Here is a 25,534-nt window from a genome sequence, read left to right as displayed (position 1 = left end):
CGCCCTTGGCCACCGCCGTGGTGACCTGCGCGATGCTGCGCACCTGGTTGGTCAGGTTGTCGGCCATCGAGTTGACGTTGTCGGTGAGGTTCTTCCAGGTGCCCGCCACGTTCGGCACCCGGGCCTGACCGCCCAGCTGGCCCTCGGTGCCCACCTCGCGGGCCACCCGGGTCACCTCGTCGGCGAACGCGCCGAGAGTGTCGACCATGGTGTTGATGGTCTGCGCCAGCGCGGCCACCTCGCCCTTGGCCTCCACCGTGATCTTCTGCGACAGGTCACCCCTGGCCACCGCGGTGGCCACCTGCGCGATGCTGCGCACCTGGTTCGTCAGGTTGGAGGCCATGACGTTGACGTTCTCCGTCAGGTCCTTCCAGGTGCCCGACACGCCACGGACCGTGGCCTGCCCGCCCAGGTTGCCCTCGGTGCCGACCTCGCGGGCCACCCGGGTCACCTCGTCGGCGAAGGACGAGAGCTGGTCGACCATGGTGTTCAGGGTGTTCTTCAGCTCAAGGATCTCGCCGCGGGCCGAGACCGTGATGCTCTGCGACAGGTCGCCGCGAGCCACGGCGGTGGCCACCTGGGAGATGTTGCGCACCTGGTCGGTCAGGTTGCCGGCCATGAAGTTCACCGAGTCCGTCAGCGCCCGCCAGGTGCCCGCCACGCCCTTCACGTCCGCCTGGCCGCCGAGCTGGCCTTCGGTGCCGACCTCGCGGGCCACCCGGGTGACCTCGTCGGCGAAGGAGGACAGCTGGTCGACCATCGTGTTGACGGTGTTCTTCAGCTCAAGGATCTCGCCGCGCGCGTGCACGGTGATCTTCTGCGACAGGTCGCCCCTGGCCACCGCCGTGGTGACCTGGGCGATGCTGCGTACCTGGTCGGTCAGGTTGCCCGCCATGGCGTTGACCGACTCGGTGAGATCCTTCCACGTGCCCGACACCGCGGGCACGTCGGCCTGGCCGCCCAGGCGGCCGTCGGTGCCGACCTCGCGCGCCACGCGCGTCACTTCGGAGGTGAACAGCGAAAGCTGGTCCACCATGCCGTTGAACACCGACGCGATCTCCCCGAGGAGACCGTCGGCGTCGTCGGGCAGCCGCGTGCGGAAGTCCCCGTCTCTCACGGCGGTCAGACCGGCGAGGAGCTGGCGTAGCTCCGGCTCGCCAACCTCACCAGGGCCGCGGCTGCGCTTCGTACGCGCGGCCGAACGGGTCGTACCGACGGCAGGGTCGCTCATGACCGGTCCTCCGTACTCGCCCGAACTTCCTCAGGTAGCGGAGAGGGTAGCGGCATACGCCCTATCTGCGCGCTAACCGCAGGTTGTCATCTACCTATCACAGCACGTGCATGAGTCGATCCGACCTTCACTTGCACTATCGCTACACAGGTTGCTGTTGCAAATCTCTCTCAACAGCGGCCGGCCTGCCTCAAGGTCCGGCACCTCGGGGGAGGGGCGCTGCGTCAAATGGAGCGTTCCGCCGAGGCGCGAGCGGCGGTGACGGCGTCTTCCAGGGTGTCGTGCACGGGCACGTGGGAGAGGACGCCAGTGATCTCGAAGAGGCGGGCGGGCAGGGGCTGCACGGCGGCCAGCCGGACGGCTCCGCCGTTCTTGGCGCAACTGGTGGCGCACATCAGCAGGACGTGTAACCCGGAGCTGTCCATGAACGGCACCTGCGACAGGTCGAACACCAGCTGGCGACCGGCCGTCGCCTGGTGCTCCTCGAGGTAGGCCTCGAGCTGGCCGCGGTTGGTGGCGTCCATCTCGCCACTCACGACGATCACCGTCACCGCAGGCAGCAGCTGGTGCGCCAGCGTCAATGGCGGCATCTACGGCTTCACCGCTCTCGCCCGCGGAACATGACCATCAATGAAGAATAGACCGCCCGGGTCGCTGGCGATATCCCGGTTTTCACAGACGTCATCGGGATCCGGCGCCCGGCGCGATCCATTCCGGAGAGCGGGCGCGGGTGACCGATATCCGGTCGCCCGCGCCCGCTTTCTCAGTGCCCGTGCGTGATCTTTCTCAGTGCGCGTGCGTGATCGAATCAGTGCCCGTGCCCGTGCCCGACGAACGCCGCCGCGGGCCTGCCCGGCGGCACCAGCCCCAGCGCGACGACGGCCGTGACCCCCGCCACGACGGCGCACAGCGTGAACCCGGCGACGAACCCGCCGGCGTCCGCCGTGGCCCCCGGCGCCAGGCTCGCCGCCGCCACCGTGGACACCACGGCCACTCCGATCGAGCCGCCCAGCTCGTGGAAGGTGCTGATGACCCCGGAGGCGACGCCGTTCTCGCCGGGCGGGATGTTGGCCATGGTCGTCGTGGTGGCCGTCACGAACGCCGGGCCGATGCCCAGCGCGGCCAGCACGAACCCGGGCAGCAAGGTCGTGTACGCGCCGGCGTCGGGTGAGATCCGCGTCATCAGCGCCGCCCCCGCCGCCGTCAGGACGAACGACGCCACCGCCACCGGCCGCCCGCCGACCTTCCCGATGAGGTGCCCGCCGAGCTGCGCGCCGATCGTGATCGCGACGGCGACGGGCAGGAAGAGCAGCCCCGTCTCCAGCGCGCCGAACCCGAGCACGTGCTGGAGGTAGAGCGAGCTGAGGAAGAACAGCCCCAGCATCAGCCCCGTGGCGATCAGCATGACGAACATCCCCGAGATCACCGGCCGCCGGGCGAGCGTCTCGGCGCGCATCAGCGGCGAGCGTACGGATCGCTCGACGACCACGAACAGCGCGTACAGCAGGACGGCGCCCGCCAGCGGCAGCGCCGTGCCCGCCGCGGTCCACCCGGCGTCGCCCGCCGTGACCAGCCCGTAGATCAGCAGTGCCGTCGCCAGCGTGACCACCAGGGCACCGGGCACGTCCACCCGCTCCCTGGGCCCCGCGCCGGCCTCCGCGCCGGGCAGCACGACCGGGACGGCCGCCAGGACCAGCAGCCCGATCGGCACGTTCACGAAGAAGACCCACGTCCATCCGGGCCCTTCGGTCAGCAGGCCGCCGACCAGCACGCCCAGGGCCGCCCCCGTCCCGCCGATGGCCGCCCACACGCCGAGCGCGCGCCCGCGCCGTTCGCCGTGAAAGGTGGTGGTGATGACGGCCAGGGCCGCGGGCGACAGCAGCGCCGCTCCGACCCCCTGCAGCGCCCGCCCCGCGATCAGCATCGCGCCGCTCCCGGCCAGCCCGCAGATCAGCGACGCGGCCGTGAACAGCACCAGCCCCGCGAGCAGCGTGCGCCGCGCCCCGGCCGCGTCGGCGAGCCGCCCGCCGAGCACCATGAGCCCGCCGAAGCAGAGCGTGTACGTGGTCACCACCCAGGTCAGCGACTCGCGGTCGAGCGCCAGATCCGTGCCGATGGTCGGCAGCGCCACCTGCACGACCGTGATGTCCACGATCAGCATGAACTGGGCCAGGCAGAGCAGCACCAGCACGCCCCACCCGCCCCGGCGCGTCGTCGTGTCGAGATCCATCCATAACTCCTAACTCGAACAGTGGTGTTCAAGTTAACACGCGCAAACCATACACGGGTAGGGTGTCGGGAGTTCGCGAACGAACCGGCCGCCGCACGGCGACCGGCAGGGGATGAGAGCAGGGGATGAGAGCTACGCGGGCCCGGAGCCCGCGGCGGGGGACAGGAGCGACAGCATGGTCTTGATCAGCACCTGCTCGACCTCGTCGGCGGCCAGCCGCCCGGTCTCCCGCTCCTGGGCGGCGCTGTGAATGATCGAGAAGAACGTCGTCACCAGCCAGGGCAGCGGCAGGTCGCCACGGAAGTCACCGTCCTGCCGCCCGCGGGCGATGAGGCGCTCGACCCGCCGCAGCGGCCGGTCGTGGTGCTCCCTGATCCGCTCGGTGGGCAGCACCCGGTCGGCGGCCAGGAACAGGCGGCGATGCCGGTCGAGGATCTCCCAGGACGAGTGCAGCAGCTTCGCCATGGCCTCGGGCGCGGGCGCCTTGTCGAGCGCCGGGTCCTCCAGCACCGCGTCCGCCAGGCCGACCGTGTGGTCGAGCACGGCGTCGACCAGCGCCTCTCGTGACGGGAAGTGGCCGTAGAGCGTGACCCGGCCCACCCCGGCGGCCTTGGCGATGTCGGCCACGCTGGCCGCGGGGTCGGCGCTGAGCAACCTGGTGGCGGCCTCGAGTATCGCGGCGATGTTGCGCTCGGCGTCCGCGCGCCGGGCGGGTACGGGCTGTCGTGCCGCGGCCTTGACCATGTGACCACCCTACGACGCCGCCCCGCCGATCACGGGCCAGGCCGGCCGGTGACGCGCGTGTCCGGCGTGCCGGGGGCTTGCGGCTGACGCGACGTCCGGAATTATCGTCGTTCCCGGGTGATCGATGTGAACGGACGACGCTGGAAGATCGGCGAACTCGCCGCCGCCACGGGCGTGACCGTGCGGACTTTGCGCCACTTCCACCAGATCGGCCTGCTGTGCCCGGCCGAGCGGTCGGCCGCCGGGCACCGCGTGTACACCGGCGACGACGTACGGCGCCTGTACCGGATCCTCGCGCTGCGGGAGCTACGGCTGCCGCTCGGCGAGATCGCGGACTCGCTGGACGGCGGCGACCTGCGCGCGACCATCGGGCGGCAGCTCGACCAGGTCGAACGCCGCCTGGTGGGGCAACGGGAGCTGCACCGGCGGCTGCGCGGCCTCGCCGAGGCCCTGCGCGCGGCCGGCGAGCCGTCGATCGACCAGCTCATCCAGACGATGGAGGCGATGATGCAGGCTGGACACTTCACTCCGGAACAGCTCGCCCGCTTCAGGGCGCGGCACGCGGAGATGGGCCAGGAGGAGGCCGGAGGATGGATGGAGCGGCTCTCGGGCCTGGCCAAGGAGGCGGCCGCGCAGGCCGAGCGCGGCACGGATCCGGCGGATCCCGCCGTGCAGGAGCTGGCGCGCCGCTGGAGCGAGGCCGTCGCCGGGCTGGCCGGCGGTGACCGGAGCGTCGTGTCCGCGATCTACGGCAAGATCGATGCCGAAGGGGCGGAGGCCGCGACCAAGGGGCTCCTCAGCACGCCCGCCTGGGACCACCTGAGACGCGCCTTCGCCGTCGGCTTCGCCCCCGGCGCCTGACGCCCCGAAGGCGGCAGCGTGGCGTGTGGTCAGAGCTCCAGGGCGTGGTCGAGGAGCGACTGCAGGGTGACCGCGCCGGCCAGGCGCTCGCCGTCGAGCACGGCCACCAGCGGGCTGCGGGTGCGCGCCATCAGCGCCGCCAGCTCCAGCACGGTCGCCTTCATGTCGGCCACCGGCAGCTCTCTCGGCTGCTCGGGCAGGCACTCGCGGACCGTCTTGCCGCCCAGCCGCCGCAGGAACTTGTCGGCGTGCGCCTCGTCCACCACCCGCGCCAGCGCCGGGTCGTCCTGGCAGTAGGGGGGCACCGCCAGCCGCAGCACCTGGGTGCCGGGCAGGATGCTGACCGGCCGCCCGTTCTCGCCGAGCAGGATGAGCCCTGGGAGGTCCTGCTCGGCCAGGAGCCGGGCCGCCTCCAGCGCCGGGGTGTCCAGGGTGACCGTCGGATATTCGACGGCGAGATCGCGTGCGCGCATCTGTGGCCTCCGGTCCCGAGCCTAGCCAACCGCCGCGCACCCGCACGCCGCTTACGGCAGCTCGGCGAAGCGCTCGATCTCCTCGGTGCGGCCGGAGACGAGCACGACGTCGCCGTAGGACAGCTCGGTGTCGGCCGTGGCGTAGGTGAACTCCTCGCCGGGCGGCTTGACGGCCACGATGGTGACGCCGTACTTGCGCCGCAGGTTGGACCGGCCGAGCGGCACGCCCACGTATTCCTTCGGCGGATTGGTCTTGGCCAGCGCGAAGTTCTCGTCCACCTGCATGTAGTCGAGCATCCGCCCGCTCACCAGGTGGGCGACCCGCTCGCCCATGTCGTGCTCGGGGAAGACGACGTGATGGGCGCCGATGCGGCTGAGGATCCGGCCGTGCTGGGTGCTGACCGCCTTGGCCCAGATGTCGTTGATCTCCAGCTCGACCAGCAGCGACGTGGTCAGGATGCTGGCCTCGATGTCGCTGCCCACCGCCACCACCGCCTGGTAGAAGTCGGGCACGCCGAGCTGGCGCAGCGCCTCCATGTCCGTGGCGTCCGCGGTCGCGATCTGGGTCACCTGGCCCGCCAGCGCCTGGGTGAGCTTGGGCCGGTTGTCGATCGCCAGGACCTCGGTGCCGCGCCTGATGAGCTCCAGGGCCAGCGAGGTGCCGAACCGGCCCAGGCCGATCACCACGACGGGGACGCTCTTGTGCTCAGCCAACGATGACTCGCTCCTCAGGTAGTTCGTAGTGGCGGGCGCGCCGGTTGAGCGCCAGCGCCGAGCCCACGGTGAGCGGGCCTATCCTGCCGACGAACATCAGGATCGCCAGCAGGATGTGCCCGGCCGTGCCCAGGCTCGCGGTGATGCCGGTGGACAGGCCCGCCGTGCCGAAGGCCGCCACCACCTCGAACAGCACCTGGTCCAGCCCGTGCGGGGTGAGCGCCAGCAGCACGTACGTGGACAGGGCGACCAGCGCCATCCCCAGCACGGTGATGGTGACCGCCTGGCGCTGCGTGGCCTCCGGCAGCCTGCGGTGGCCGATGTTGACCCGGCTCTCGCCGCGCATCTCCGCCCAGACGACGAAGGCCAGCAGCCCGAGCGTGGTCACCTTGAGCCCGCCCGCGGTGCCCGCGCTGCCGCCGCCGATGAACATCAGCACGTCGGTGGCCAGCCAGCTCGACGGGTACATCTGGGAGATGTCCAGGGTGTTGAACCCGGCCGAGCGCGGCATCACCGCGGCGAAGAACGCCGCCAGCAGCTTGCCGGGCTCGTCGAGCGCGCCCAGCGTCCTGGGGTTGCGCCACTCGGTCATGAGGAAGACCAGCGTGCCCAGCACCAGCAGCGTCACGGTCACGCCCACGGTGACCCTGGTCAGCACCGTCCACTTGCGCGGCTGCCGCCAGGTGCGGGCCAGCTCGAACACCACGGGGAAGCCCAGCCCGCCGACGATGACGGCGGCCGCGACGGTCAGGCAGATCCACGGGTCGCGGACGTAACGCATGAGGCTGTCGGGCCAGAGGGCGAACCCGGCGTTGTTGAACGCGCTGACCGCGTGGAAGGCCCCCAGGTAGATGGCGCGGCCCAGCGGCTCTCCGTAGCCGATCACGAAGCGGGCGCACAGCGCGACGGCGGCGAGCGCCTCGCACACCAGGCTGAACACGACCACCTTGCGCACGACCCGGCGCACGTCGCTCATGCTCAGCGTCTTGGTCTCCGCCTGGGCCGCGATCCTGGCCCGCAGCCCCAGCCGGCCCGAGACGAGCAGGGTGAACACCGTGGCCATCGTCATGATCCCCAGGCCGCCCACCTGGACCAGCCCGGCGATCACCACCTCGCCGAACACCGACCAGTGGGCCTCGGTGTCGACGATCACCAGACCGGTCACGCAGACGGCCGAGGTCGCGGTGAACATCGCGACCAGCCAGTCGGCGGGCTTCCCGTCGGTGGTGGCCAGCGGCAGCGTCAGCAGGGTGGTGCCGATCGTGATGGCCAGCACGAAGCCGGCGGCCACGACCTGGGCCGGGTGCCGGAACCTGGCGAAGAACGGGGGGAGCACGCTCATCTTCCGGCCCCGCCACACAGGTCACGCATTCAGAACGCCTCCGTGAGAAGTCCAGCCGACAGTCTCCATGCCGACCAGACTTCCCGGCGCACCGCGCACTACCGTAACAGCCCGGCAGAGCGCCAGCGCACCCGCGCGTCCTTGACGCGAAAACCACGCGTCCTTGACGGGCGCTCTGCGGGCAGATGTCCGCCGCGGCTACACGTTCTTGCCGCGCGCGCCCCGCCGCACGGGGGCCGGTCCCTCCGTCCGTACGGCCTGCGCCGCCCGCCTCCCGGAGACGAGCGCACCCTGGATGGAGCCGGTGTCGCGGTGGTCGCCGCAGACGTAGAGCCCCGAGCGCAGGCGTACCGGCCGGCGCAGGGGCCAGGGCGGCGGCATGGCGGGCAGGGCCGCCTCGATCGGGTAGGTGGCCAGGTGCCGCCACGAGCCGGTGTCCCCGTAGATCTCCTCCAGCCGCCTGCGCACCGGCTCCTCGTCGGCGGTGACGCCGAGCACCGAGGTCGCGATCAGCGCCTGCCCGGCCGGCGCGTACTCGGGAGCCGCGTCGGAGAGGACCAGGGTGTCGGCGATCGCCCCGGTCGCGTCGACGATCTGGATCGGCTCCCGCAGCGGCGAGCGGTCCGCGGCGTGGTAGAAGGTCGTGACCGCCCGCATGCGCGGCACCTCGATCGGGGCGATCTCGCCGAGCAGCCGCCCGGCGGTGCGCGGGTCGGCCGCCACGACCACGGCCCTGGCGGCGATCTGGGTGCCGTTCGCCAGCTCCACGCCGCCCTCGGAGATCCTGGCCACCGGAGCGGTGAGCGAGACGGTCCCCTCGGGGAGCCGGTCGGCGAGCTGCCGCGGGATCCGGCCCATCCCGAGCGCGGGCAGGCCGATCGTGCCGCGGGCGAACGAGCGCCAGATGAGGTGGAAGACGCGGCTGGAGGTCTCCAGATCGCGTTCGAGCAGCACGCCGGACAGGAACGGGCGCAGCAGCTCGTCGGTGATCCGCCGGGAGATTCCCCAGCGGCGCAGCTCGACGGCCGTGCTGCGCTCGGACGCCGAGCGGAGCCGGGAGGCGGGCCACACCATGTCGCGGGCCGTCATCAGGGCCAGGCCCAGCTTGTCGCCGACGGAGCCGACGCCGGCCAGGGCGCCGCTGAGCGCGTGCGCGGGATGCCGCCACGGGAGCATCACCCGGGTACGCTCGCCCGACGCGCGCTGGACGAGCAGGCCCGAGGCGAACGGCCGCAGGTCCAGCGCGCCGAAGTCGAGCATCTGGCGGGCCTCGGGATAGGCCGTGTTGAACACCTGGAAGCCGCGGTCGAGCCGGAAGCCGTCGACGAGGTCCGTACGCATCCGGCCGCCGACGTCGTCGGAGGCCTCCAGCACGCGTACGGGGGTCCCTGCCAGGTGCAGGTGGACCGCGCAGGCGAGCCCGGCCAGCCCTGCCCCGACGACGACCACGGGCTCACTTGAGCGGATCATGGCCCCAGTTCATGAGCGAGTAGCGCCACCTGGTCTCGGTGACGTCGCCGGACGGGCGCTGCGCGAGGTGGCGGCGGACGTACCCGACCACCTTGCTCATGTGCGCGTAGTCGCCGTCCGTCATGTCGGACTTCTTCCCGTTGAGCAGCTCCACGATCCGGCGGCCGGACTCGTGGCCGACCGCCTCGCCGCCGCCGTCCTTCTGACCGACGGACCTGGACTCGTCGGTCTCCAGCCAGCGTTCGAGCTCCTTGGCGGTCATGTTCACGGCCTTGCCGAACTCGGCCGCAACCGCCTTCCTGTCGTCGCTCACCGCTGGTCCTTACGCAGGGCCGACGGCTTGTGCACGGCCTTCTTGCCGCTCTTCTCGCTGCGGACGACGTACTGGGGCTCGTCGGGGGAGGCGGCCACGGTCCGGCCGGCCTCCCGCTGCCGCTTGGTGACCTTCTTCTCCACCTTGCCCTTGACGGTGGAGCCATGGCTGCGCCAGGTGACCTCGTCGCCGGCCGACGGCTCTTTCTTCTTGTCCATGCGACCGCGCTACCCGCCGGTCCTCCCGATAACGGCTGGTCAGTGCATACAATCCTTTACCGCTCAGCCGAGGTCGCGGAAGAACTCCCGCAGCTCGGCGACGAGCACCTCCGGCGTCTCCAGGGCGGCGAAGTGGCCGCCGTGGCCGAACTCCGACCAGCGCACGATGTTGTGGACCTGGTCGGCCAGCGGGCGGATCGAGAAGTCCGGCGGGAACACCGCCGCCGCCGTCGGCACCGTCCCGCGCTCCTTCGGGGCCCACGCGCTGAAGTCGTTGAACCGCTCGAAGTAGGTGTGCGCCGACGAGCCCGCCGTGCCGGTGAACCAGAAGATGCTCACGTCGGCGAGGATGCGGTCGCGGTCCACGGCGTCCTCGGGCAGCTCGGCCTTGGGGTCGGTCCAGTCCTTGAACTTCTCCACGATCCAGGCGAGCTGCCCGGCGGGGGAGTCGTGCAGGGCCGCGGCGATGGTCTGCGGGCGGGTGCCCTGCAGCTGCAGGTACGCGCCCAGCTTCTCCTGCCACTCCTGCATCCCGGCCAGCCGCCCGCGCTCGGCCTCGGTCAGCGCCCCCATGATCGCCGGGTCGCCGGTCGGGAACGTGAGCAGCGCGTTGACGTGCACGCCGATGACGTTCTCCGGCGCAGCCCGGCCCATCAGCGGCGCGATGAAGGCGCCGACGTCGCCGCCCTGGACGCCGTACCGGTCGTAGCCGAGCCTGGCCATCAGCTCGGTGAGCGCGGCGGCGGTGCGGCCGTCCGTCCAGCCGGTGCCGGGCAGCGGGCCGGAGAAGCCGTAGCCGGGCAGCGACGGGATCACCACGTGGAAGGCGTCGGCGGGGGCGCCGCCGTGCGCGACCGGGTCGGTGAGCGGGCCGATGAGGTCGAGGAACTCGACGACCGAGCCCGGCCAGCCGTGGATGAGCATGAGCGGGGTGGCGTCCGGCTCGGCCGAGCGCACGTGCAGGAAGTGCACGTTCGCGCCGTCGACGGTGGTGGTGAACTGCGGGTACGCGTTCAGCGCCGCCTCCTGCGCGCGCCAGTCGAAGTCGCCGGCCCAGTATTCGGCCAGCCCGCGCAGGTAGCCGGTCGGCACGCCGCGCTCCCATCCGGTGCCGGGGAGCTCGGGGGCCCAGCGGGTACGCCGGAGCCGGTCGCGCAGGTCGTCGAGCTCCGCCTGCGGAATCTCGATGCGGTACGGCCGGACCTGGGAGGTGCTGTCGATGTTCGTCATGTCGCTGACGGTAGGAGGGATTGGTGTCAGCTTCTGGCACCGATCGGCGGCAGAATCCCTCCCATGCTGGAAACCTCGGCGCGGCTGCTCCGCCTGCTCTCCCTCCTCCAGTCGCGGATGGACTGGACCGGCGCCGAGCTGGCCGGCCGGCTCGGAGTCGGCCTGCGTACCGTGCGGCGCGACATCGAGCGGCTGCGCGAGCTCGGCTATCCCGTGGACGCCACCCCGGGCGTGGCCGGGGGCTACCGGCTCGGCGTCGGCGCCGCGCTGCCGCCGCTGCTGCTCGACGACGAGGAGGCGGTGGCCGTGGCGATCAGCCTGCGCACGGCCGCGACCGGCAGCGTCGCCGGGCTGGAGGAGAGCTCGCTGCGCGCGCTGACCAAGCTGCAGCAGGTGCTGCCGTCGCGGCTGCGGCACCGGGTGAGCGCGTTCCAGGCCGCCACGGTGGCGCTGGCGGGCGCATCCGCCCCGGCGGTGAACGCCGACCTGCTGACCGCCATCGCCGCCGCCTGCCGCGACCACCGCCGGCTGCGGCTGCGCTACCAGGGGCGGGCCGGGGTCTCGGCGCGGGAGGTGGAGCCGCACCGGCTCGTGCACACGCCGCGCCGCTGGTACCTGCTGGCCTGGGACGTGGGCAAGCAGGACTGGCGCACGTTCCGGGTGGACCGGATCCAGGGGCCGCCGGGGGAGCCGGGCGCCCGGTTCGCGCCGCGCCCGCTGCCGCAGCAGGACGCGGCCGCGTACGTCTCGCGCTCCATCACCACGGCGCCCTACCGCTACCACGCGCGCATCCTGTTCCACGCGCCCATCGAGGAGGTCGCGCCGCGCACCTCGCCGGGGGCGGGGCGGCTGGAGGCGGTGGACGCGCACACGTGCCTGTTCCTGGCCGGCTCCGGCTCGCTGGAGGAGCTGGCCGTCCACGTGGCGGCGAAAGGCTTCGACTTCGAGGTCCTGGAGCCGCCCGAGCTCGTGCCGGTGCTGAGAGAGGTCTCCGATCGGCTCAGACGGGCCAGCGACGCCGGCCCTCATGTGGCACCGTAGGGACATGTCCGAAGATCTCCCCCTGCCCATGTCCGTCGGCGAGGCGATCGCCGCCGAGCAGGACGGCCGGCCGCTGAAATTTCTCTACTTCTGGGGCCACCGGCCCGCCCGCGACGGCGGCGTCGGCCCCGGGTGCCTCAGCCAGTGGTGGCCGGTCTCGTTCACCGAGGGCGGGCACACCTACGCCTCGGCCGAGCACTACATGATGGCGCACAAGGCGTGGCTGTTCGGCGACGAGGAGAGCGCGGAGCGGATCCTGGCCTCCGGGTCTCCGGGCGAGGCCAAGAAACTTGGCAGGACCGTACGGGGCTTCGACGAGGCGACCTGGGACGCCCACCGCTTCGACATCGTGGTACGCGGGAGCACCGCCAAGTTCGGGCAGCATCCCGAGCTGGCCGGCTACCTGCTGGGGACGGTGAATCGGGTCCTGGTGGAGGCCAGCCCGCTCGACCGGGTCTGGGGCATCGGCCTGGCCGCCGACGACCCGCGCGCCGCCGCACCCTCGACCTGGCAGGGACTCAACCTGCTCGGCTTCGCCCTGATGTCCGCCAGGAACGCCCTGCGCGACCAGCACGGCCAGGACGGTCCGGGCGGGCAGGACGTCCGGGACGTGCCTGCGTGATGGTCGCGGGACGTCCGGGACGTCCGGGACGTGTCTGCGTGACGGCCGAGGGACGTACGAGATGTGCCTGCGGGACGTGCGCGGGACGTCTGGGCCGTTCAGGAAGGGAAGCGGAGGTAGCCGGGCGGCACGTGGGCGGCCAGCCACACCCCGTTCGCGCTGCGCCGGAACTCGTGCCCTTCGGCGTGCATCGCCCCCGCCGCCACCACCAGCACCACGGCGACGCCCCTGCGCGCGCCCACCCGCGTCGCCGTCTCCCGGTCAGGTGACAGGTGCACGTGGTGCCGGCTCATCGGCCGCAGCCCCTCCTCCTTGATCGCCGCCAGGAACCGGCCCACGGTGCCGTGATAGAGCACCTCCGGTGGCTCCAGCACGGGCAGATCCAGGTCCACCGGCACGGAATGCCCCTGGCTGGCCCGGATCCTGCCGTCCTCGATCGCGTAGCGCCGCTTGTCGTTGGACTCGACGACCTGCCACAGCTCGGCCGCCGTGATCGCGAACCCGTGATCGGCGGCGGCCCGCAGCAGCACGTCCACCGGCACCCAGCCGTGTTCGTCGAGGGTGAGGCCGATGCGCTGCGGATCGTGCCGCAGGTGCCTGGCCAGGTATTTGGAAATGCGTATCATGCGCCGCTCGTCCATCATCCGCCATGTTCCCACGGGTTCCCCGCGAGCACAGAGGGGCAACCGCCCGGCCCGGGTGCCGCAGCCTGCCGGGGAAGGCGGCCCGAAGCCGCCTGGAACAGGGGAACGCGTCGCAGGGAGCTTGGGCGAGGGCATGCATGACTCAGACCGACGACTTCGTGGTGGACGTCACCAGGATCCGCGCGCAGGTCCGGCCCTCCCACACCGACTACCAGGTCCCGGCCGGCACGAACCTGCGCGCGCTGCCGGGGGCCGACCTCTGGGCCGAGCGCATCGTCATCTCCACCTGCCAGGAGATCATCCGCCGGCTCGGCGACGGCGACGGCGACCCGACGACGCGGCGGCTCATGGCGTCGATCCTGGAACACGAGGACGAGCACGCCGACGATCTCACCGACCTGCTCGGCGTCTAGGGCGGCGAGTCCAGGGTCAGGGACAGGCGCCGGGACAGGCCGGTGTGCCGGCGGTGGCCGAGCCGGTGCACCGCCAGCTCCAGCGCCTCCCGCTGCCCCACCAGCACCACCCACGCCTTGGCCCTGGTCACCAGCGTGTAGAGCAGCTTGCGGCGCAGCATGATCCCCCCGGACTCGGCGACGATCGGCGCGACCACGAACGGGTATTCGCTGCCCTGGGACCGGTGGACGCTGATCGCGTAGGCGTGCGTCAGGTCGTCGAGCTCGTCGAAGGCGTATCGCACGCTCTCCCCGTCGTCCGTACGGACCTCGACCATGCGCTCCTCACGGATGACCGCGGTGATCGTCCCGGTCTCGCCGTTGAAGACACCCTTGTCGTAGTTGTTGCGGATCGGCATGACCCGGTCGCCCACCCGGAACACCGACGCCCCCGACCAGTGCTCGGCCTTGTCGTCGGCGGCCGGGTTGAGCTGGTCCTGGATCAGCCGCCCGAGCGTGGTGGCGCCGGTCTCGCCCTTGCGCATCGGGCACAGCACCTGCACCTGGTCCGGATCGACCCCCTGCTTGCGCGGGATCCCGACCATGGCCAGGTGGGCGACCCGCCTGGCGACCTGCTCGGGATCGTCGACCTCCTCGAACCAGAACCCGCCCCTGCCCGGCGTCACGGGCATCCGGCCCGCCCGGATGCGGTGGGCGGCGTCGATGATGCCGCTGCCGCCCGTCTGCCGGAAGACGTGGGTCAGCTGGACCCGCGGGATCGCCATGACCCGCAGCAGATCGGCCAGCACGTCGCCGGGCCCGATGCTCGGGAGCTGGTCGCTGTCGCCGATCAGCAGCAGGTGGCTGCCCGTGGGCACGGCCGAGGCGAGCCTGGTGGCCAGGTGGAGGTCGAGCATCGACGCCTCGTCCACCACGATCAGGTCGGCCTGCGCCGGCGACTCCTCGAACAAGGTCTCCGGATCGGGGTCCGGCTGGTGGGCGAGCATCCGGTGCACGGTCATCGCGGGCAGCCCGGTCAGCTCCGACAGGCGCTTGGCCGCCTTGCCCGTGGGCGCCGTGAGCGTCACCCTGCCGCCCGCGGCCCTGACGGTGGTCGCGATGGCCTTGACCGTGTGGCTCTTGCCGCAGCCGGGGCCGCCGGTGAGGACGGAGACGGTGCTGGTCAGGGCCATGTTGACGGCGGCCCGCTGGTCTTCGTGCAGCCCGGGGTCGTCGCGGAAGGCGCGCAGCGGCAGCGTCGAGCGCGCCCGCATGAGCCTGGTGAGCTGCTCGGTGAGCGCCACCTCGCGGCTGTGCACGTGTTTCGCGTACGCCACCACCTGGCCGGGCTGGTCGGGGGCCATCTCCACGACCACGCGCCGCTCGGCGACGAGCGCGTCGACCATCGGGCGCACGAGATCCTGATCCTGCTCGATCAGCTCCGCCGTCTCCCTGACCAGCGCGGCCAGCGGCACGTAGCAGTGCCCGTCGCGGCTGCCCGCCGCCTCCAGCCGGTCGAGCAGGGCCGCCTTGACGCGCTGCGGGCTGCGCTCCGGCACGCCCGACTGCAGGGCGATCCGGTCGGCGATGCGGAACGCGATGCCTCTGACCTGCCCGATCAGCCGGTAGGGGTCGGTGGCGAGGATCTCGTCGGCGTCCGACCCGAACACCTGGTAGATCTTCGCGGCCAGCAGCGGGCTGACCCCCAGCCCCTGCAGCGTCACCATCAGCGCGGCGATCGCCTTCTGCTCCTGCCACGCCTGGACGATCTGCCCCTGGCGGAGCGGACCGATGTTGACGACCTCGGTGAGCCGCTCGGGCTCCGCGTCGATCACCTTGAGCGTGGCCTCGCCGAAGTGGTCGACGATCGCGTACGCCAGCCGCGGCCCTATGCCTCTGATCAGCCCTGACCCGAGGTAGATCCGGATCGCCCGGACCGACGAGGGCGTCACCCGCTCGCACCCGGTGACCGCGAACCGCCGGCCGTAGCGCGCGTGCCTGCTCCAGTCGCCGAGCACCCGCAGCGTCTCGCCGGGCTGCACCCCGGCCAGCGCCCGCCCGGTGGCCACGAAGTCGGGCATGCCGTCGGCGCTCATGCGCGCGACGGTGTATTCGTCCTCCCGGACGTAGACGAGCTGCTCGACGGACGCCTCCACAGCAGAGATCCAACCACCCGCCACCGACAAACCCGCACCTGGCCGTCGGTGGCGGGGCCGATCGTCTCTCCAGCGACCACACGAGGGCACTGCGCCATTGGGGCCGCGGCCTCGATGTCAGCCTGCGCGCGACGGCGTGGCGGACGGCCTGCCCGCTGCTGTTGGGCCAAGGTCCAGACGGCCGCACGCTAGCCGGGCAGCCGGGCCCCGGGTCAGTCGCGCTGCGGGTCAGTCGCGCTGCCGGTCAGTCGGGCCGGGGGTAGCTGGGCGGCCGGGTCGCGGGTCAGCCGGTCAGGAGGCTCAGGCATTCGCGGGCGAGCTGGAGCTCCTCGCGTACCTGGACCACCAGCACAGGCACGGCGGCGCCGGCCGCGCTGATCAGCCCGTCCTCGTGGCGGTTGCCCTCGGCGGGCGGTGCGATGCCGAGCAGGCCGAGCCGGCGGCAGACGGCCTCGCGCACCTCGGGCTGGTCCCAGCCGATCTCGCCGGTGAAGACCAGCGCGTCCACCCGCTCCAGCGAGGTCGCCGCGGCGGCGATCTCGCGGCTCACGCGGTGGCTGAACACGCGCAGCGCCAGCGCGGCGGCCTCGTCCCCGTCCCGCTCGGCCGCGACCAGCTCGCGCGTGTCCCCCGAGCGGCCGTCCGACAGCCCGAGCAGCCCGGAGCGGCGCGCCAGCCCCTCGCCCAGCTCCCGCACCGACAGGTGGCCCTCGGACAGCAGCCACACCAGCATCCCCGGATCGACGCTGCCCGAGCGCTTGCTCATGGGCACCCCGTCCAGCGGCGTGAAGCCCATCGAGGTGTCCAGGCTGCGCCCGCCCGACACCGCGCACACCGAGCAGCCCCCGCCCAGGTGCGTGAGCACGAGGTCCAGCTCGGCGAGCGGCCGGCCGAGCAGCTCGGCCACCCGGTCGGCCGCCCACGCGTAGGACAGTCCGTGGAAGCCGTAGCGGCGCAGCCCGTAGCGCTCACGCCACTCGCGCGGCAGCGGGTAGACCGCGGCCTCCTCCGGCAGCCCGGCGTGGAAGGCCGTGTCGGGGCAGAGCACGTGCGGCACGGCGGGCAGCTGCTCGCGCGCCGCCTCCAGGAGCGCGAGCGCCGGCGGCAGGTGCAGCGGCGCCAGGCTGGTCAGGCCGCGCAGCGCCGCCGCGATCTCGTCGTCGGCCGCGACCGGCCCGCGCACCACGTCCCCGCCGTGCACCAGCCGGTGCGCCACGGCCCTGATGTCGCGGTCGAAGTGCCCCCCGAGGAACGCCGACAGCTCCTCCCTGGCCGCGCCCGGGTCGACGGCGCGCTCGGCGTGCGCGCTGTCCAGCACGCTGCCGCCCTCGACGAGGTCGAGACGGAGGCTCGAAGACCCGGCGTTGACGGTGAGTATCGCCCCCGACTCGGTCGTCTGCTCGTCGATCGCTCGGCTCATGATTCCCCCGCGGGTTGATCTTCCGGACGGCTACCCGGGACCGCCCCCGCAAAACGGGCGCACCTGCACGAACGCCCAACCCCCTTTACCGCGCTCGGAGGTTGTCTCGTCTGGAGGTCGGGTAGTCGTGCGCCATGGAGATCACCCTGCAGGTGAACGGCGTGCCGCACACGGTGGACACAGACCCTCGGATGTCGTTGCTCGACCTGCTGCGCGAACGGCTGGGGCTGGCCGGCGCCAAGAAGGGCTGCGACCACGGGCAGTGCGGGGCCTGCACGGTCCTGATAGACGGGCGGCGGGCCAACTCCTGCCTGGCGCTGGCGGTGGCGGTGGAGGGCTCGGCGGTGACCACCGTCGAAGGGCTGGCCGACGGGGACGAGCTGCACCCGCTGCAGGCGGCCTTCATCGAGCACGACGCGTTCCAGTGCGGCTACTGCACGCCCGGGCAGCTCTGCTCGGCGGCGGGGATGCTGGGGGAGCCGGGGCCGAGCGCGGTCACCGACGACATCCTCCTCGATCCCGACCTGACACCCGAGGAGATCAGGGAACGGATGAGCGGCAATCTGTGCAGGTGCGGCGCCTATGTCAACATCGTCAGCGCGATCGCCGAGGTGGCGCGGTGAAGCCGTTCGAGTACGCGCGCGCCGGCAGCGCCTCCGAAGCGGTGCGCGGCTTCCGCCCCGGCACCATGTACCTGGGCGGCGGCACCAACCTGGTGGACCTCATGCGGCTGGGCGTGGCCGAGCCCGAGCAGCTGGTGGACGTGAGCCGGCTGCCGCTCGACGTCGTGGAGCCCGTACGCGACCGGATCCGCATCGGCGCCGCCGTGCGCAACAGCGACCTGGCCGCCGACCCGCTCGTGCGCACGCGCTACCCGATGCTGGCACGGGCGGTGCTGACCGGCGCATCGGGCCAGGTGCGCAACATGGCCACGGTCGCCGGCAACCTGCTGCAGCGCACCCGCTGCGGCTATTTCCAGGACGTGAGCAGGCCGTGCAACAAGCGCAGGCCGGGCTCGGGCTGCCCGGCGATCGCGGGCGACCACGCGAACCTGGCCGTGCTCGGCGGCTCGCCGTCCTGCGTGGCCACCCACCCGTCCGACATGGCGGTCGCGCTGGCCGCGCTGGACGCCGAGGTGCACGTGACCGGCCAGGGCGGCGACCGGATCATCCCCATGCCGGGGCTGCACCGCCTGCCGGGCGAGGAGCCGGAGCGCGACACCGTGCTGGAGCCGGGCGACCTGATCACCGCGGTGGAGCTGCCCGCGCCGCCGAAGGGCGCCTCGGTCTACCGGAAGGTGCGGGAGCGGGCGTCGTTCGCGTTCGCGCTGGTGTCGATCGCCGCCGTCCTCGACGTGCGCTACGACGGCGTGGTCGCCGACTGCCGCATCGCGCTCGGCGGCGTGGCGCACGTCCCGTGGCGGGCCGAACGCGCCGAGCGGGCCCTGATCGGCGGGCCCGCGACCGGCGAGGCGTTTCTCGCGGCGGCGGAGGCCGAGCTCGCCCAGGCCGAGCCGCTGCCCCGCAACGCCTTCAAGGTGCCGCTGGCCCGCAACCTGATCGTCCGCACGCTTGAGGAGCTGGCATCGTGAACCGCATCGAGGGCCGCGTCAAGGTCACGGGCCTGGCCACGTACGCCGCCGAGTTCCCCGTCAAAGGGGTCACCTACGCCTACGCCGTGCAGTCGCGGATCGCCAAGGGCCGCATCGCCCGCGTCGACGGCGGCGCGGCGCTGGCCATGCCCGGCGTGCTGGCCGTCCTGTCCTGCGAGGAGCCGCCCGAGGTGGCCGAGGACGCCGGACCGGAGCTGGCGCTCTTCCAGAGCCGCGAGGTCGCCTACCGCGGCCAGATCGTCGCCGCCGTCGTCGCCGACACCTACGAGGACGCCCGCGCCGCCGCCGCGGTCGTGCGCGTCGAGTACGAGCCGGGCGACCACGACGTGACCCTGCGCGCCGACCACCCCGGCCTCTACAAGCCCGAGGTCGTGAACCCGAACTACCCCACCGACACCGAGAAGGGCGACGTCGAAGCCGGGCTGGCCGAGGCCGTGACCAGCGTGGACGTCACCTACACGACCCCGGTCGAGCACAACAACCCGATGGAGCCGCACGCCGCTCTGGCCCTGTGGGACGAGGAGGGCAGGCTGCTCGTCTACGACACCGCGCAGGGCACCTCCGGCAGCCGCGACACCATCGCCAAGACCCTCGGCCTGCCCAGCGAGCGGGTGCGCGTGGTGTCCAGGCACGTCGGCGGCGGGTTCGGCGCGAAGGGCAGCACCCGGCCGCAGGCCGTGCTCGCCGCCCTGGCCGCCAGGGCCGTCGGCCGCCCGGTCAAGATCGCGCTGACCCGGCAGCAGATGTTCGACGTCACCGGCTACCGCACGCCCACGATCCAGCGCCTGCGTCTCGGCGCCGACGAGCGCGGGCGGCTCACCGCGGTCGACCACGTGGCCTACGAGCAGAGCTCCACGCTGGTGGAGTTCGCCGAGCAGACGACGACCCCGACGCGGGTCATGTACGCCACGCCCGCGCTGCGCACCGCGCACCGGCTCGTCCGCCTGGACGTCGCCACCCCCTCGTGGATGCGCGCCCCGGGGGAGTGCCCGGGCATGTACGCGCTGGAGTCCGCCATGGACGAGCTGGCCTACGCGGCCGGCATCGACCCGGTCGAGCTGCGCGTGCTCAACGACGCGGACACCGAGCCGGAAACCGGCCTGCCGTTCAGCTCCCGCAACCTGGTCGCCTGCCTGCGCGAGGGCGCCCGCCGCTTCGGCTGGGAGCACCGCGAGTCCGCGCCCGGCAGGATCCGCGAAGGGGACTGGATGGGCGGCACCGGGGTGGCCGCCTCCACCTACCCGGCCAGGCGCAGCCCGTGCCAGGCCGTCGCCACCGTGCGCGACGGGGACTTCCTCATCCGCGTGGCCGCCGCCGACATCGGCACCGGCGCCCGTACCGTGCTGACCCGCATCGCGGCCGGCACGCTCGGCGTCGCGCCCGAGCGGGTGCACGTCGAGCTCGGCGACAGCGACCTGCCCTACGCGCCCGTCGCGGGCGGCTCCATGGGCACCGCCTCCTGGGGGTCGGCGGTCGTGCGGGCCTGCGAGGAGCTGCGCAAGGACGGCAAGGAGGGCCGCGCCGACACCACCGAGGAGATCAAGGGGGACGCGCGGCTGGCCAGGCACGCGTTCGGGGCCCAGTTCGCCGAGGTGCGCGTCAACTCGGTGACCGGCGAGATCCGGGTGACGCGCCTGCTCGGGGTGTTCGCGGCCGGCCACATCATGGACGCCAAGCTGGCCAGATCGCAGTTCATCGGCGGCATGACCATGGGACTCGGGATGGCGCTGATGGAGGAGACGTTCACGGACGAGGAGTTCGGCGGGTTCCTGCGGCGGGACCTGGCGCAGTACCACATCCCCGCCTGCGCGGACGTGCCGGACATCGAGGTGGCCTGGGTGGACGAGCAGGACGACGACCTCAACCCCATGGGGAGCAAGGGCATCGGCGAGATCGGCATCGTGGGCACCGCCGCCGCCATCGGCAACGCCGTCCACCACGCCACCGGCCACCGCATCCGTGACCTGCCCATTACGCCCGGCAAGATCCTCGCACTGAGGTTTGCACCCGGCGGGTAAAGGAAGAAGAACGCTCTCATTGCACAGGTTGGAGGGCGCGTTGAAACAGGAATCACACCAGGAGCGGGCGGATCGGAATTTCGTCGAGCTTCTGCAGGGCGCCCGTGTCGCGGTGACCGGGGTACAGGTGCTGTTCGCGTTCCTGCTCACCGTGCCCTTCTCCTCGGGGTTCGCCAAGCTGGACGCGACCGACCGCTGGTTGTACTACGTGGCGCTGGTCAGCGCCGCGGTCGCGTCGATCTGTTACATCGCGCCGACCGCGCAGCACCGGGTGCTGTTCAGGCAGGGCCGCAAGGAGACCCTGGTACGCCGGTCCAACTCCTACGGCCTCTTAGGCGCCCTCGCACTCGCGGTGTCGATGACCACGTCCACGATGTTCGTCATCGACTACCTTTTCCAGACCATCCTGGCCGCGATCACGGCTGGCCTGCTGGCGGCGCTGGCCCTGTGGACCTGGTTCGGCCAGGCGGCGCTCAGCCGCTCGAACGGGACCGATCAGTCCGAGGAGTCCGGCGGTGACTCCGACGGCAGCGCGGTGCCGTCGGAATCCTCCTCGTCGTCGTCCAGCGACGACTGGCGGGTGTAGGCCGCCCGCGCCACCATGTAGGCCGCCACCGACACGCTGATCACCTGGGAGACGCCGGCCAGCACCAGCGGCCCGGCGTTCGACCAGGTGGGCCGGTGCAGCAGCATGGCCAGCAGCACCAGCAGCACGCCGAGCACCTGCGGCTTCGTCCCCGCGTGCATGCGGTCGAGGGTGGTACGGAACCGGACGAGCCCGGCCCCGGCCGACAGCGCCAGCAGCGCTCCCAGCAGCAGGCAGGCCGCCGCCGCCCCGTCGAGCACGCTCACCGCGACCTCCCCGAGAAGAACCTGGCCAGCGACACCGACCCGACGAATCCCAGCAGCGACAGCACCAGCAGGATCGGCAGGTCGGAGTAGTCGTCGGTGACCACGGCGAACGCCCCCACCCCGCACATCGACAGCGACGTCAGCACGTCGAGCGCCACCGCCCGGTCCAGCATCGACGGCCCGCGCCCCACCCGGTAAAGGGCCGCCGCCGCGCCGCAGGCCAGCAGCCCGAGCGTCACCAGGTACACCACGTTCACGGCAGCTCCTCCCGGTCCCGCCGGGTCCCGAACGCCGCCACGATGCGCGACTCCAGCCCGGCCACGTCCGCCCGCACGGCCTCGGTGGCGTCCCCGGGGAGGCCCAGGATGTGCAGCAGCAGCTCCCGCTCCTCCTCGTACATCTCCACCACGAGGCTGCCCGGCACGGTGGACAGCGCGATCATGATCATCACGGTCATGGACTCCGACGACGTGCGCAGCCGCACGCGGACGAGCTGCGTCGGCGGCGCGCCGGGCCGCACCACCCAGACCACGACCCGCACGGTCGAGAGCAGCAGGTCCCAGCCGAACCAGAGCAGGAACCGCACGAGCGCCACCGGCCTGACCCTGATGCCCGGGTCGAGGATGGGCAGCGGCAGCGACCACGCCACCACGAGCCCGGCCACCAGCCCGCCCAGCACGTTCCCGAGCGTCAGGTCGCCCCACAACGTGACCCACACCAGCGCCAGCCAGACGACCAGCGACAGCGGCACCCGCCTGCCGAACAGCCGCGGCGCGAGCGGCGTGCCGCCGGACGGCTCCTTCCCCGAGCTCATCGATCCCTCCCCAGCACGGCGGTGATGTAGGGCTCGCGGGCCATGAGCTCGCCCGCCGCCCGCCGCGCCAGCCCCGACAGCGGCCCGGCCAGCACGGTGAACGACAGCGCGAGCGCCACCAGCGCCGCGACCGAGACGGCCAGGGTGGCCGGCAGCGAGGTCGTGGTCACGGTCGGGTCCTCGCCGGTGTACTCCTCGCTCTCCACGACCGTGCCCACCCGGTCCGCCCGGGGGCCGCGCCAGAACGCCTTCCCCCAGACCTTCGCCACGGCGTACAGGGTGAGCAGGCTGGTGACCAGCCCTGCGGCGACCAGCGTGACGGCCAGCGGGCGGCCGTCGGCCAGCCCCGCCTGCACCAGCATCAGCTTGCCCAGGAAGCCCGACATCGGCGGGATGCCCGACAGGTTCATGGCGGGCACGAAGAACAGCACGGCGATCAGCGGCGTCGCCTTCATCAGGCCGCCGAGCTGGGTGACCGAGGTGGTGCCGGTACGCCGCTCCACCATCCCGGTCACCAGGAACAGGCTCGTCTGCACGGTGATGTGGTGCACCACGTAGAAGATCGCCCCGGCCAGCCCCGCCACCGTGGACAGGCCCACGCCGAACACCATGTAGCCGATGTGGCTGACCAGCGTGAACGACAGCATCCGCTTCATGTCGGTCTGCGCGACCGCGCCCAGGACCCCGGCCAGCATGGTGGCCAGCGCCAGCCACATCAGCAGCGTCGAGACCGGCCCGCCGGGGAACAGCAGCGCCTCCAGCCTGATGATCGCGTACACGCCCACCTTGGTGAGCAGGCCGGCGAACACGGCGGTGGCCGGGGCGGGCGCGGTGGGGTAGGAGTCGGGCAGCCACGCCGACATGGGGAAGATCGCCGCCTTGATCGCGAACGCCAGCAGCAGCGTCAGCTCCACCAGCAGCTTGACCTGCTCGGGCAGGGTGGCGAACCGGTCGGCGAGCTGCGCGAGCGACAGGGTCCCCGTGGCCGCGTACGTGATGGCCAGCGCGATCAGGAACAGCATCGAGGAGGCCAGGGCCATCAGCGTGTACGTGGCCCCCGCCCGGATCCTGGACTCGGTCCCGCCGAACGTGAGCAGCACGTACGAGCCGCTCAGCAGCAGCTCGAACGCCACGAACAGGTTGAACAGGTCGCCCGACAGGAACGCGTCCGCCACGCCGGCCACCATCACCAGGAAGGCCGGATGGAAGATCGCCATGGGAGCGTCGTGCTCCTGCTCGTCGTAGGAGTTCGCGACCGAGTACAGCATCACGCAGAACGTCACGGCCGACGAGATCACCAGCACCAGCGTGGACAGCCGGTCGGCGACCAGGCTGATGCCGATCGGCGACGGCCACCCGCCCAGCTCGGTGACCAGCGGGCCGCGCGTGTCGGCCGCGATCATCAGCAGCACCGACACGGCCAGCGAGATGCCCAGGGTGACGAGGCTGATGAGCGACTGCAGCCGGCGCAGCCGCCCGCCGATCGCCAGCTTCACGCCGGTGGCCAGCAGCGGCAGCAGCACGGGCAGGCAGATCAGGCTTTCCAGCGGCGGCATCGCTCACCGCCTCTCGTGCGGGGCCCCGGCATCAGTCGTCGCCCTCCAGCTCCGGATCCTGCGCGAGGGCCTGCCGCTCGCGCTCCTCCCCGATGGCCGCCCGCATCTGCCTGCGGGCCTCCCGCTGCCGCGCCTTGAGCTTCCTGCGCAGCGCCTTCTCCTTGGCGGCCTGCTCCTCCCGCCGGCGCGCGTGCTCGTCACGCAGCTCCTCGATGCGTTCGAGGTTGTCCTCGGCGGCGGCCTCCTGCCGGTGCCCGACATCCTCGAAGCGCCGCTGCAGCTCCTCCTCCGACAGCCCGCCCTCCCTGCCCTCGCGCATCCACTGGTCGAGCTCCGTGTGCACCCGGGCGATGCGCCGCTCCAGGTCGGCCTCCTCCAGGCGCTCCCGCTCGGCCTGCTCGGCCTCCAGGTTCGCCAGCTCGGCCCGCTGCTCGGCGACCAGCTGCCGGTAGGCGTGCCGCCTGGCGCGCACGGAATCGCTCAGCTCGCCGCGCCGGGCGCGCAGCCGCACGCGCCGGTCCTCGGTGTCGTCCTGCACCTCGTCGCTGCCGGTGAGCTGCCACGAGCGGTGCACCAGGGCCAGCAGGAACGCCGTCACCCCCAGCGTGATGACGATGGCGGTCAGCACCATGGCCTGCGGGAGCGGGTCGGCCGTCCCGGCGGTGCCGGTGAAGGGCGGGCCGCCCGCGTTGCCCCCGGCGGTGACGATCAGCAGGTTCACCCCGTTGCCCAGCACGATCACGCCGGCGAGCACCCGTACCAGGCTGCGTTCGAGCAGCAGCGTCACCCCGGTGGTGATCATCACGCAGCAGGCCAGGAACGGCAGCAGGGGCAGGCTCACGCGGCCTCCTCGGCGTCGATCTGCCGGTCCAGCTCGGCGCCCAGGCCGCGCAGCACGTCCTGCACCATGCCGATGACGCAGACGTACACGCCGAGGTCGAACAGCAGGCCCGTGGACACGTGCAGGTGCCCCACCAGCGGCAGGTGCACGTCCGTGGCCAGCATCTCCAGCGCCGCCCGCCCGAACAGCAGCCCGATCAGGGCGGTGCCCGCGGACAGCGTCAGCCCGGCCCCCATCAGCACGCCGGCGTGCACCGGCACGGCGGCGGCCAGCTCGTTCCGGCCGCCGGCCAGGTACCGCACGGTGATCGCCAGCCCGGCCACGATGCCGCCGGCGAACCCGCCCCCGACCCGGCTGTGCCCGATGATCAGCAGGAACACCGACAGCACCAGCACCGTGTGGAACGTCAGCCTGGCCGCCACCTCGAACGCCAGCGCCCGCTGCCCGCGCGGCAGCGTCGCGGCCAGCCAGTGCGTGCGCTCGGCGGGCGCGTGCTCGCTCGGCTCGATCCGGTACGACCGGCGCCGCAGGAACACCAGGCTCGTCACGCCCAGCGTCAGCACCACGAGGACCGTGATCTCGCCCATGGTGTCCCAGGCGCGGATGTCGAGGATGATCGCGCTGACGATGTTGCGCGCCCCCGCCTCCTCGGCCGCCGCCCCCATCCGCGCGCCGACCGGCTCGGTGCGGCGCGCGCTCATCGCCAGCATGCCCGCGCCCGTGGCCACCACGCCCACCCC

The 25,534-nt window shown here is 72.4% G+C and carries 28 protein-coding genes; 8 read left to right on the top strand and 20 right to left on the bottom strand.

The features are described from left to right. From ETD85_RS40695 to ETD85_RS40680, 4 genes are all read right to left on the bottom strand, one after another. On the bottom strand, nucleotides 1-1,231 hold a 1,231-nt coding region (locus ETD85_RS40695), incomplete at its 3' end, for a HAMP domain-containing protein (protein ID WP_138695169.1). A 224-nt stretch (nucleotides 1,232-1,455) separates the two neighbouring features. Continuing rightward, complete coding sequence (locus ETD85_RS40690; protein ID WP_170247112.1) at nucleotides 1,456-1,812, bottom strand: STAS domain-containing protein; 357 nt, start codon at nucleotides 1,810-1,812, stop codon at nucleotides 1,456-1,458. A gap of 227 nt (nucleotides 1,813-2,039) precedes the next feature. Beyond that, nucleotides 2,040-3,461 carry a DHA2 family efflux MFS transporter permease subunit gene (locus ETD85_RS40685; protein ID WP_138695167.1) on the bottom strand — a complete coding sequence of 474 codons (1,422 nt, stop codon included), beginning with the start codon at nucleotides 3,459-3,461 and terminating at the stop codon, nucleotides 2,040-2,042. A 132-nt stretch (nucleotides 3,462-3,593) separates the two neighbouring features. Continuing rightward, nucleotides 3,594-4,205, bottom strand: coding sequence for a TetR/AcrR family transcriptional regulator (locus tag ETD85_RS40680; RefSeq protein ID WP_138695166.1), 612 nt, complete (start codon nucleotides 4,203-4,205; stop codon nucleotides 3,594-3,596). A 126-nt stretch (nucleotides 4,206-4,331) separates the two neighbouring features. Between ETD85_RS40680 and ETD85_RS40675 the strand changes: the two genes are divergently transcribed. Continuing rightward, a complete protein-coding gene (locus tag ETD85_RS40675; RefSeq protein ID WP_170247111.1) occupies nucleotides 4,332-5,066 on the top strand; it encodes a MerR family transcriptional regulator in 735 nt (244 codons plus the stop codon). 29 nt (nucleotides 5,067-5,095) lie between these two features. Here the strand turns inward: ETD85_RS40675 and ETD85_RS40670 are convergent, their stop codons facing one another. The 7 genes from ETD85_RS40670 to ETD85_RS40640 all read right to left on the bottom strand — a co-directional run bounded on the left by ETD85_RS40670 (nucleotide 5,096) and on the right by ETD85_RS40640 (nucleotide 10,826). Further along, nucleotides 5,096-5,539 carry a CBS domain-containing protein gene (locus ETD85_RS40670; RefSeq protein ID WP_138695164.1) on the bottom strand — a complete coding sequence of 148 codons (444 nt, stop codon included), beginning with the start codon at nucleotides 5,537-5,539 and terminating at the stop codon, nucleotides 5,096-5,098. 51 nt (nucleotides 5,540-5,590) lie between these two features. After that, entirely contained in the window at nucleotides 5,591-6,253 is a 663-nt protein-coding gene (locus ETD85_RS40665; RefSeq protein WP_206059167.1) for a potassium channel family protein, read from the bottom strand. Next, nucleotides 6,246-7,595, bottom strand: coding sequence for a TrkH family potassium uptake protein (locus ETD85_RS40660; protein WP_138695163.1), 1,350 nt, complete (start codon nucleotides 7,593-7,595; stop codon nucleotides 6,246-6,248). Before ETD85_RS40660 ends, ETD85_RS40665 begins: the two co-directional genes overlap by 8 nt. A 198-nt stretch (nucleotides 7,596-7,793) precedes the next feature. Further along, entirely contained in the window at nucleotides 7,794-9,065 is a 1,272-nt protein-coding gene (locus ETD85_RS40655; RefSeq protein ID WP_138695162.1) for an NAD(P)/FAD-dependent oxidoreductase, read from the bottom strand. Continuing rightward, the gene (locus ETD85_RS40650) at nucleotides 9,049-9,378 is read right to left on the bottom strand and encodes a DUF3140 domain-containing protein (RefSeq protein WP_138695161.1); all 330 of its coding nucleotides are present in this window, start codon (nucleotides 9,376-9,378) and stop codon (nucleotides 9,049-9,051) included. Before ETD85_RS40650 ends, ETD85_RS40655 begins: the two co-directional genes overlap by 17 nt. Further along, nucleotides 9,375-9,596, bottom strand: coding sequence for a hypervirulence associated TUDOR domain-containing protein (locus ETD85_RS40645; protein WP_138695160.1), 222 nt, complete (start codon nucleotides 9,594-9,596; stop codon nucleotides 9,375-9,377). The genes ETD85_RS40650 and ETD85_RS40645 overlap by 4 nt, the downstream gene beginning before the upstream one ends. 63 nt (nucleotides 9,597-9,659) lie before the next feature. After that, on the bottom strand, nucleotides 9,660-10,826 hold the full coding sequence (locus ETD85_RS40640; protein ID WP_138695159.1) for an epoxide hydrolase family protein: 1,167 nt from the start codon (nucleotides 10,824-10,826) through the stop codon (nucleotides 9,660-9,662). Between the two features lie 63 nt (nucleotides 10,827-10,889). Between ETD85_RS40640 and ETD85_RS40635 the strand changes: the two genes are divergently transcribed. Both ETD85_RS40635 and ETD85_RS40630 read left to right on the top strand, forming a co-directional pair. After that, on the top strand, nucleotides 10,890-11,867 hold the full coding sequence (locus ETD85_RS40635) for a helix-turn-helix transcriptional regulator (protein WP_138695158.1): 978 nt from the start codon (nucleotides 10,890-10,892) through the stop codon (nucleotides 11,865-11,867). Nucleotides 11,868-11,871: 4 nt separating this feature from the next. Then, entirely contained in the window at nucleotides 11,872-12,489 is a 618-nt protein-coding gene (locus tag ETD85_RS40630; RefSeq protein WP_138695157.1) for an NADAR family protein, read from the top strand. 98 nt (nucleotides 12,490-12,587) lie between these two features. Here ETD85_RS40630 and ETD85_RS40625 read toward each other — a convergent pair whose 3' ends face one another. Further along, nucleotides 12,588-13,130, bottom strand: a complete 543-nt coding sequence (locus ETD85_RS40625; protein WP_138695170.1) for an RNA 2'-phosphotransferase — start codon at nucleotides 13,128-13,130, stop codon at nucleotides 12,588-12,590. Nucleotides 13,131-13,270: 140 nt separating this feature from the next. Here ETD85_RS40625 and ETD85_RS64950 point away from each other — a divergent pair, with 140 nt between their 5' ends. After that, entirely contained in the window at nucleotides 13,271-13,546 is a 276-nt protein-coding gene (locus tag ETD85_RS64950) for a hypothetical protein (protein WP_206059166.1), read from the top strand. Here the strand turns inward: ETD85_RS64950 and recD2 are convergent. Beyond that, complete coding sequence (gene recD2, locus ETD85_RS40615) at nucleotides 13,543-15,681, bottom strand: SF1B family DNA helicase RecD2 (RefSeq protein ID WP_138695156.1); 2,139 nt, start codon at nucleotides 15,679-15,681, stop codon at nucleotides 13,543-13,545. The two genes, ETD85_RS64950 and recD2, sit on opposite strands and share 4 nt — an antisense overlap. 283 nt (nucleotides 15,682-15,964) lie before the next feature. After that, the gene (locus tag ETD85_RS40610; RefSeq protein WP_138695155.1) at nucleotides 15,965-17,101 is read right to left on the bottom strand and encodes an acetate/propionate family kinase; all 1,137 of its coding nucleotides are present in this window, start codon (nucleotides 17,099-17,101) and stop codon (nucleotides 15,965-15,967) included. A gap of 134 nt (nucleotides 17,102-17,235) precedes the next feature. On the opposite strand from ETD85_RS40610, the gene ETD85_RS40605 reads away from it, so the two are divergent. The 4 genes from ETD85_RS40605 to ETD85_RS40590 are packed head-to-tail and all read left to right on the top strand — an operon-like array spanning nucleotide 17,236 to nucleotide 21,317. After that, nucleotides 17,236-17,724: a (2Fe-2S)-binding protein gene (locus ETD85_RS40605; protein WP_138695154.1), complete on the top strand. Its 489-nt coding sequence runs from the start codon at nucleotides 17,236-17,238 to the stop codon at nucleotides 17,722-17,724. After that, nucleotides 17,721-18,692, top strand: a complete 972-nt coding sequence (locus ETD85_RS40600; RefSeq protein WP_138695153.1) for an FAD binding domain-containing protein — start codon at nucleotides 17,721-17,723, stop codon at nucleotides 18,690-18,692. The genes ETD85_RS40605 and ETD85_RS40600 overlap by 4 nt, the downstream gene beginning before the upstream one ends. Further along, nucleotides 18,689-20,731, top strand: coding sequence for a xanthine dehydrogenase family protein molybdopterin-binding subunit (locus ETD85_RS40595; protein ID WP_138695152.1), 2,043 nt, complete (start codon nucleotides 18,689-18,691; stop codon nucleotides 20,729-20,731). The genes ETD85_RS40600 and ETD85_RS40595 overlap by 4 nt, the downstream gene beginning before the upstream one ends. A gap of 40 nt (nucleotides 20,732-20,771) precedes the next feature. Next, nucleotides 20,772-21,317 (top strand): DUF6328 family protein, encoded by a 546-nt coding sequence (locus ETD85_RS40590; protein WP_138695151.1) that lies wholly within the window; start codon nucleotides 20,772-20,774, stop codon nucleotides 21,315-21,317. On the opposite strand, the gene ETD85_RS40585 is transcribed toward ETD85_RS40590, so the two are convergent. The 6 genes from ETD85_RS40585 to mbhE all read right to left on the bottom strand — a co-directional run. Further along, on the bottom strand, nucleotides 21,227-21,583 hold the full coding sequence (locus ETD85_RS40585) for a monovalent cation/H(+) antiporter subunit G (protein WP_138695150.1): 357 nt from the start codon (nucleotides 21,581-21,583) through the stop codon (nucleotides 21,227-21,229). The two genes, ETD85_RS40590 and ETD85_RS40585, sit on opposite strands and share 91 nt — an antisense overlap. Beyond that, the gene (locus ETD85_RS40580) at nucleotides 21,580-21,840 is read right to left on the bottom strand and encodes an MrpF/PhaF family protein (RefSeq protein ID WP_138695149.1); all 261 of its coding nucleotides are present in this window, start codon (nucleotides 21,838-21,840) and stop codon (nucleotides 21,580-21,582) included. The genes ETD85_RS40585 and ETD85_RS40580 overlap by 4 nt, the downstream gene beginning before the upstream one ends. Then, nucleotides 21,837-22,397 carry a Na+/H+ antiporter subunit E gene (locus ETD85_RS40575; RefSeq protein WP_138695148.1) on the bottom strand — a complete coding sequence of 187 codons (561 nt, stop codon included), beginning with the start codon at nucleotides 22,395-22,397 and terminating at the stop codon, nucleotides 21,837-21,839. The genes ETD85_RS40580 and ETD85_RS40575 overlap by 4 nt, the downstream gene beginning before the upstream one ends. Continuing rightward, on the bottom strand, nucleotides 22,394-23,953 hold the full coding sequence (locus ETD85_RS40570) for a Na+/H+ antiporter subunit D (protein WP_138695147.1): 1,560 nt from the start codon (nucleotides 23,951-23,953) through the stop codon (nucleotides 22,394-22,396). Before ETD85_RS40570 ends, ETD85_RS40575 begins: the two co-directional genes overlap by 4 nt. 31 nt (nucleotides 23,954-23,984) lie before the next feature. Further along, nucleotides 23,985-24,794 carry a Na(+)/H(+) antiporter subunit C gene (locus ETD85_RS40565; protein WP_138695146.1) on the bottom strand — a complete coding sequence of 270 codons (810 nt, stop codon included), beginning with the start codon at nucleotides 24,792-24,794 and terminating at the stop codon, nucleotides 23,985-23,987. Next, a partial coding sequence (gene mbhE / locus ETD85_RS40560; RefSeq protein ID WP_276617309.1) for a hydrogen gas-evolving membrane-bound hydrogenase subunit E occupies nucleotides 24,791-25,534 on the bottom strand: 744 nt, incomplete at its 5' end. The genes ETD85_RS40565 and mbhE, both read right to left, overlap by 4 nt.

Source organism: Nonomuraea zeae, assembly GCF_005889725.1.
GTDB lineage: Bacteria > Actinomycetota > Actinomycetes > Streptosporangiales > Streptosporangiaceae > Nonomuraea > Nonomuraea zeae.
This window is presented reverse-complemented; position numbering and strand designations above follow the sequence as displayed.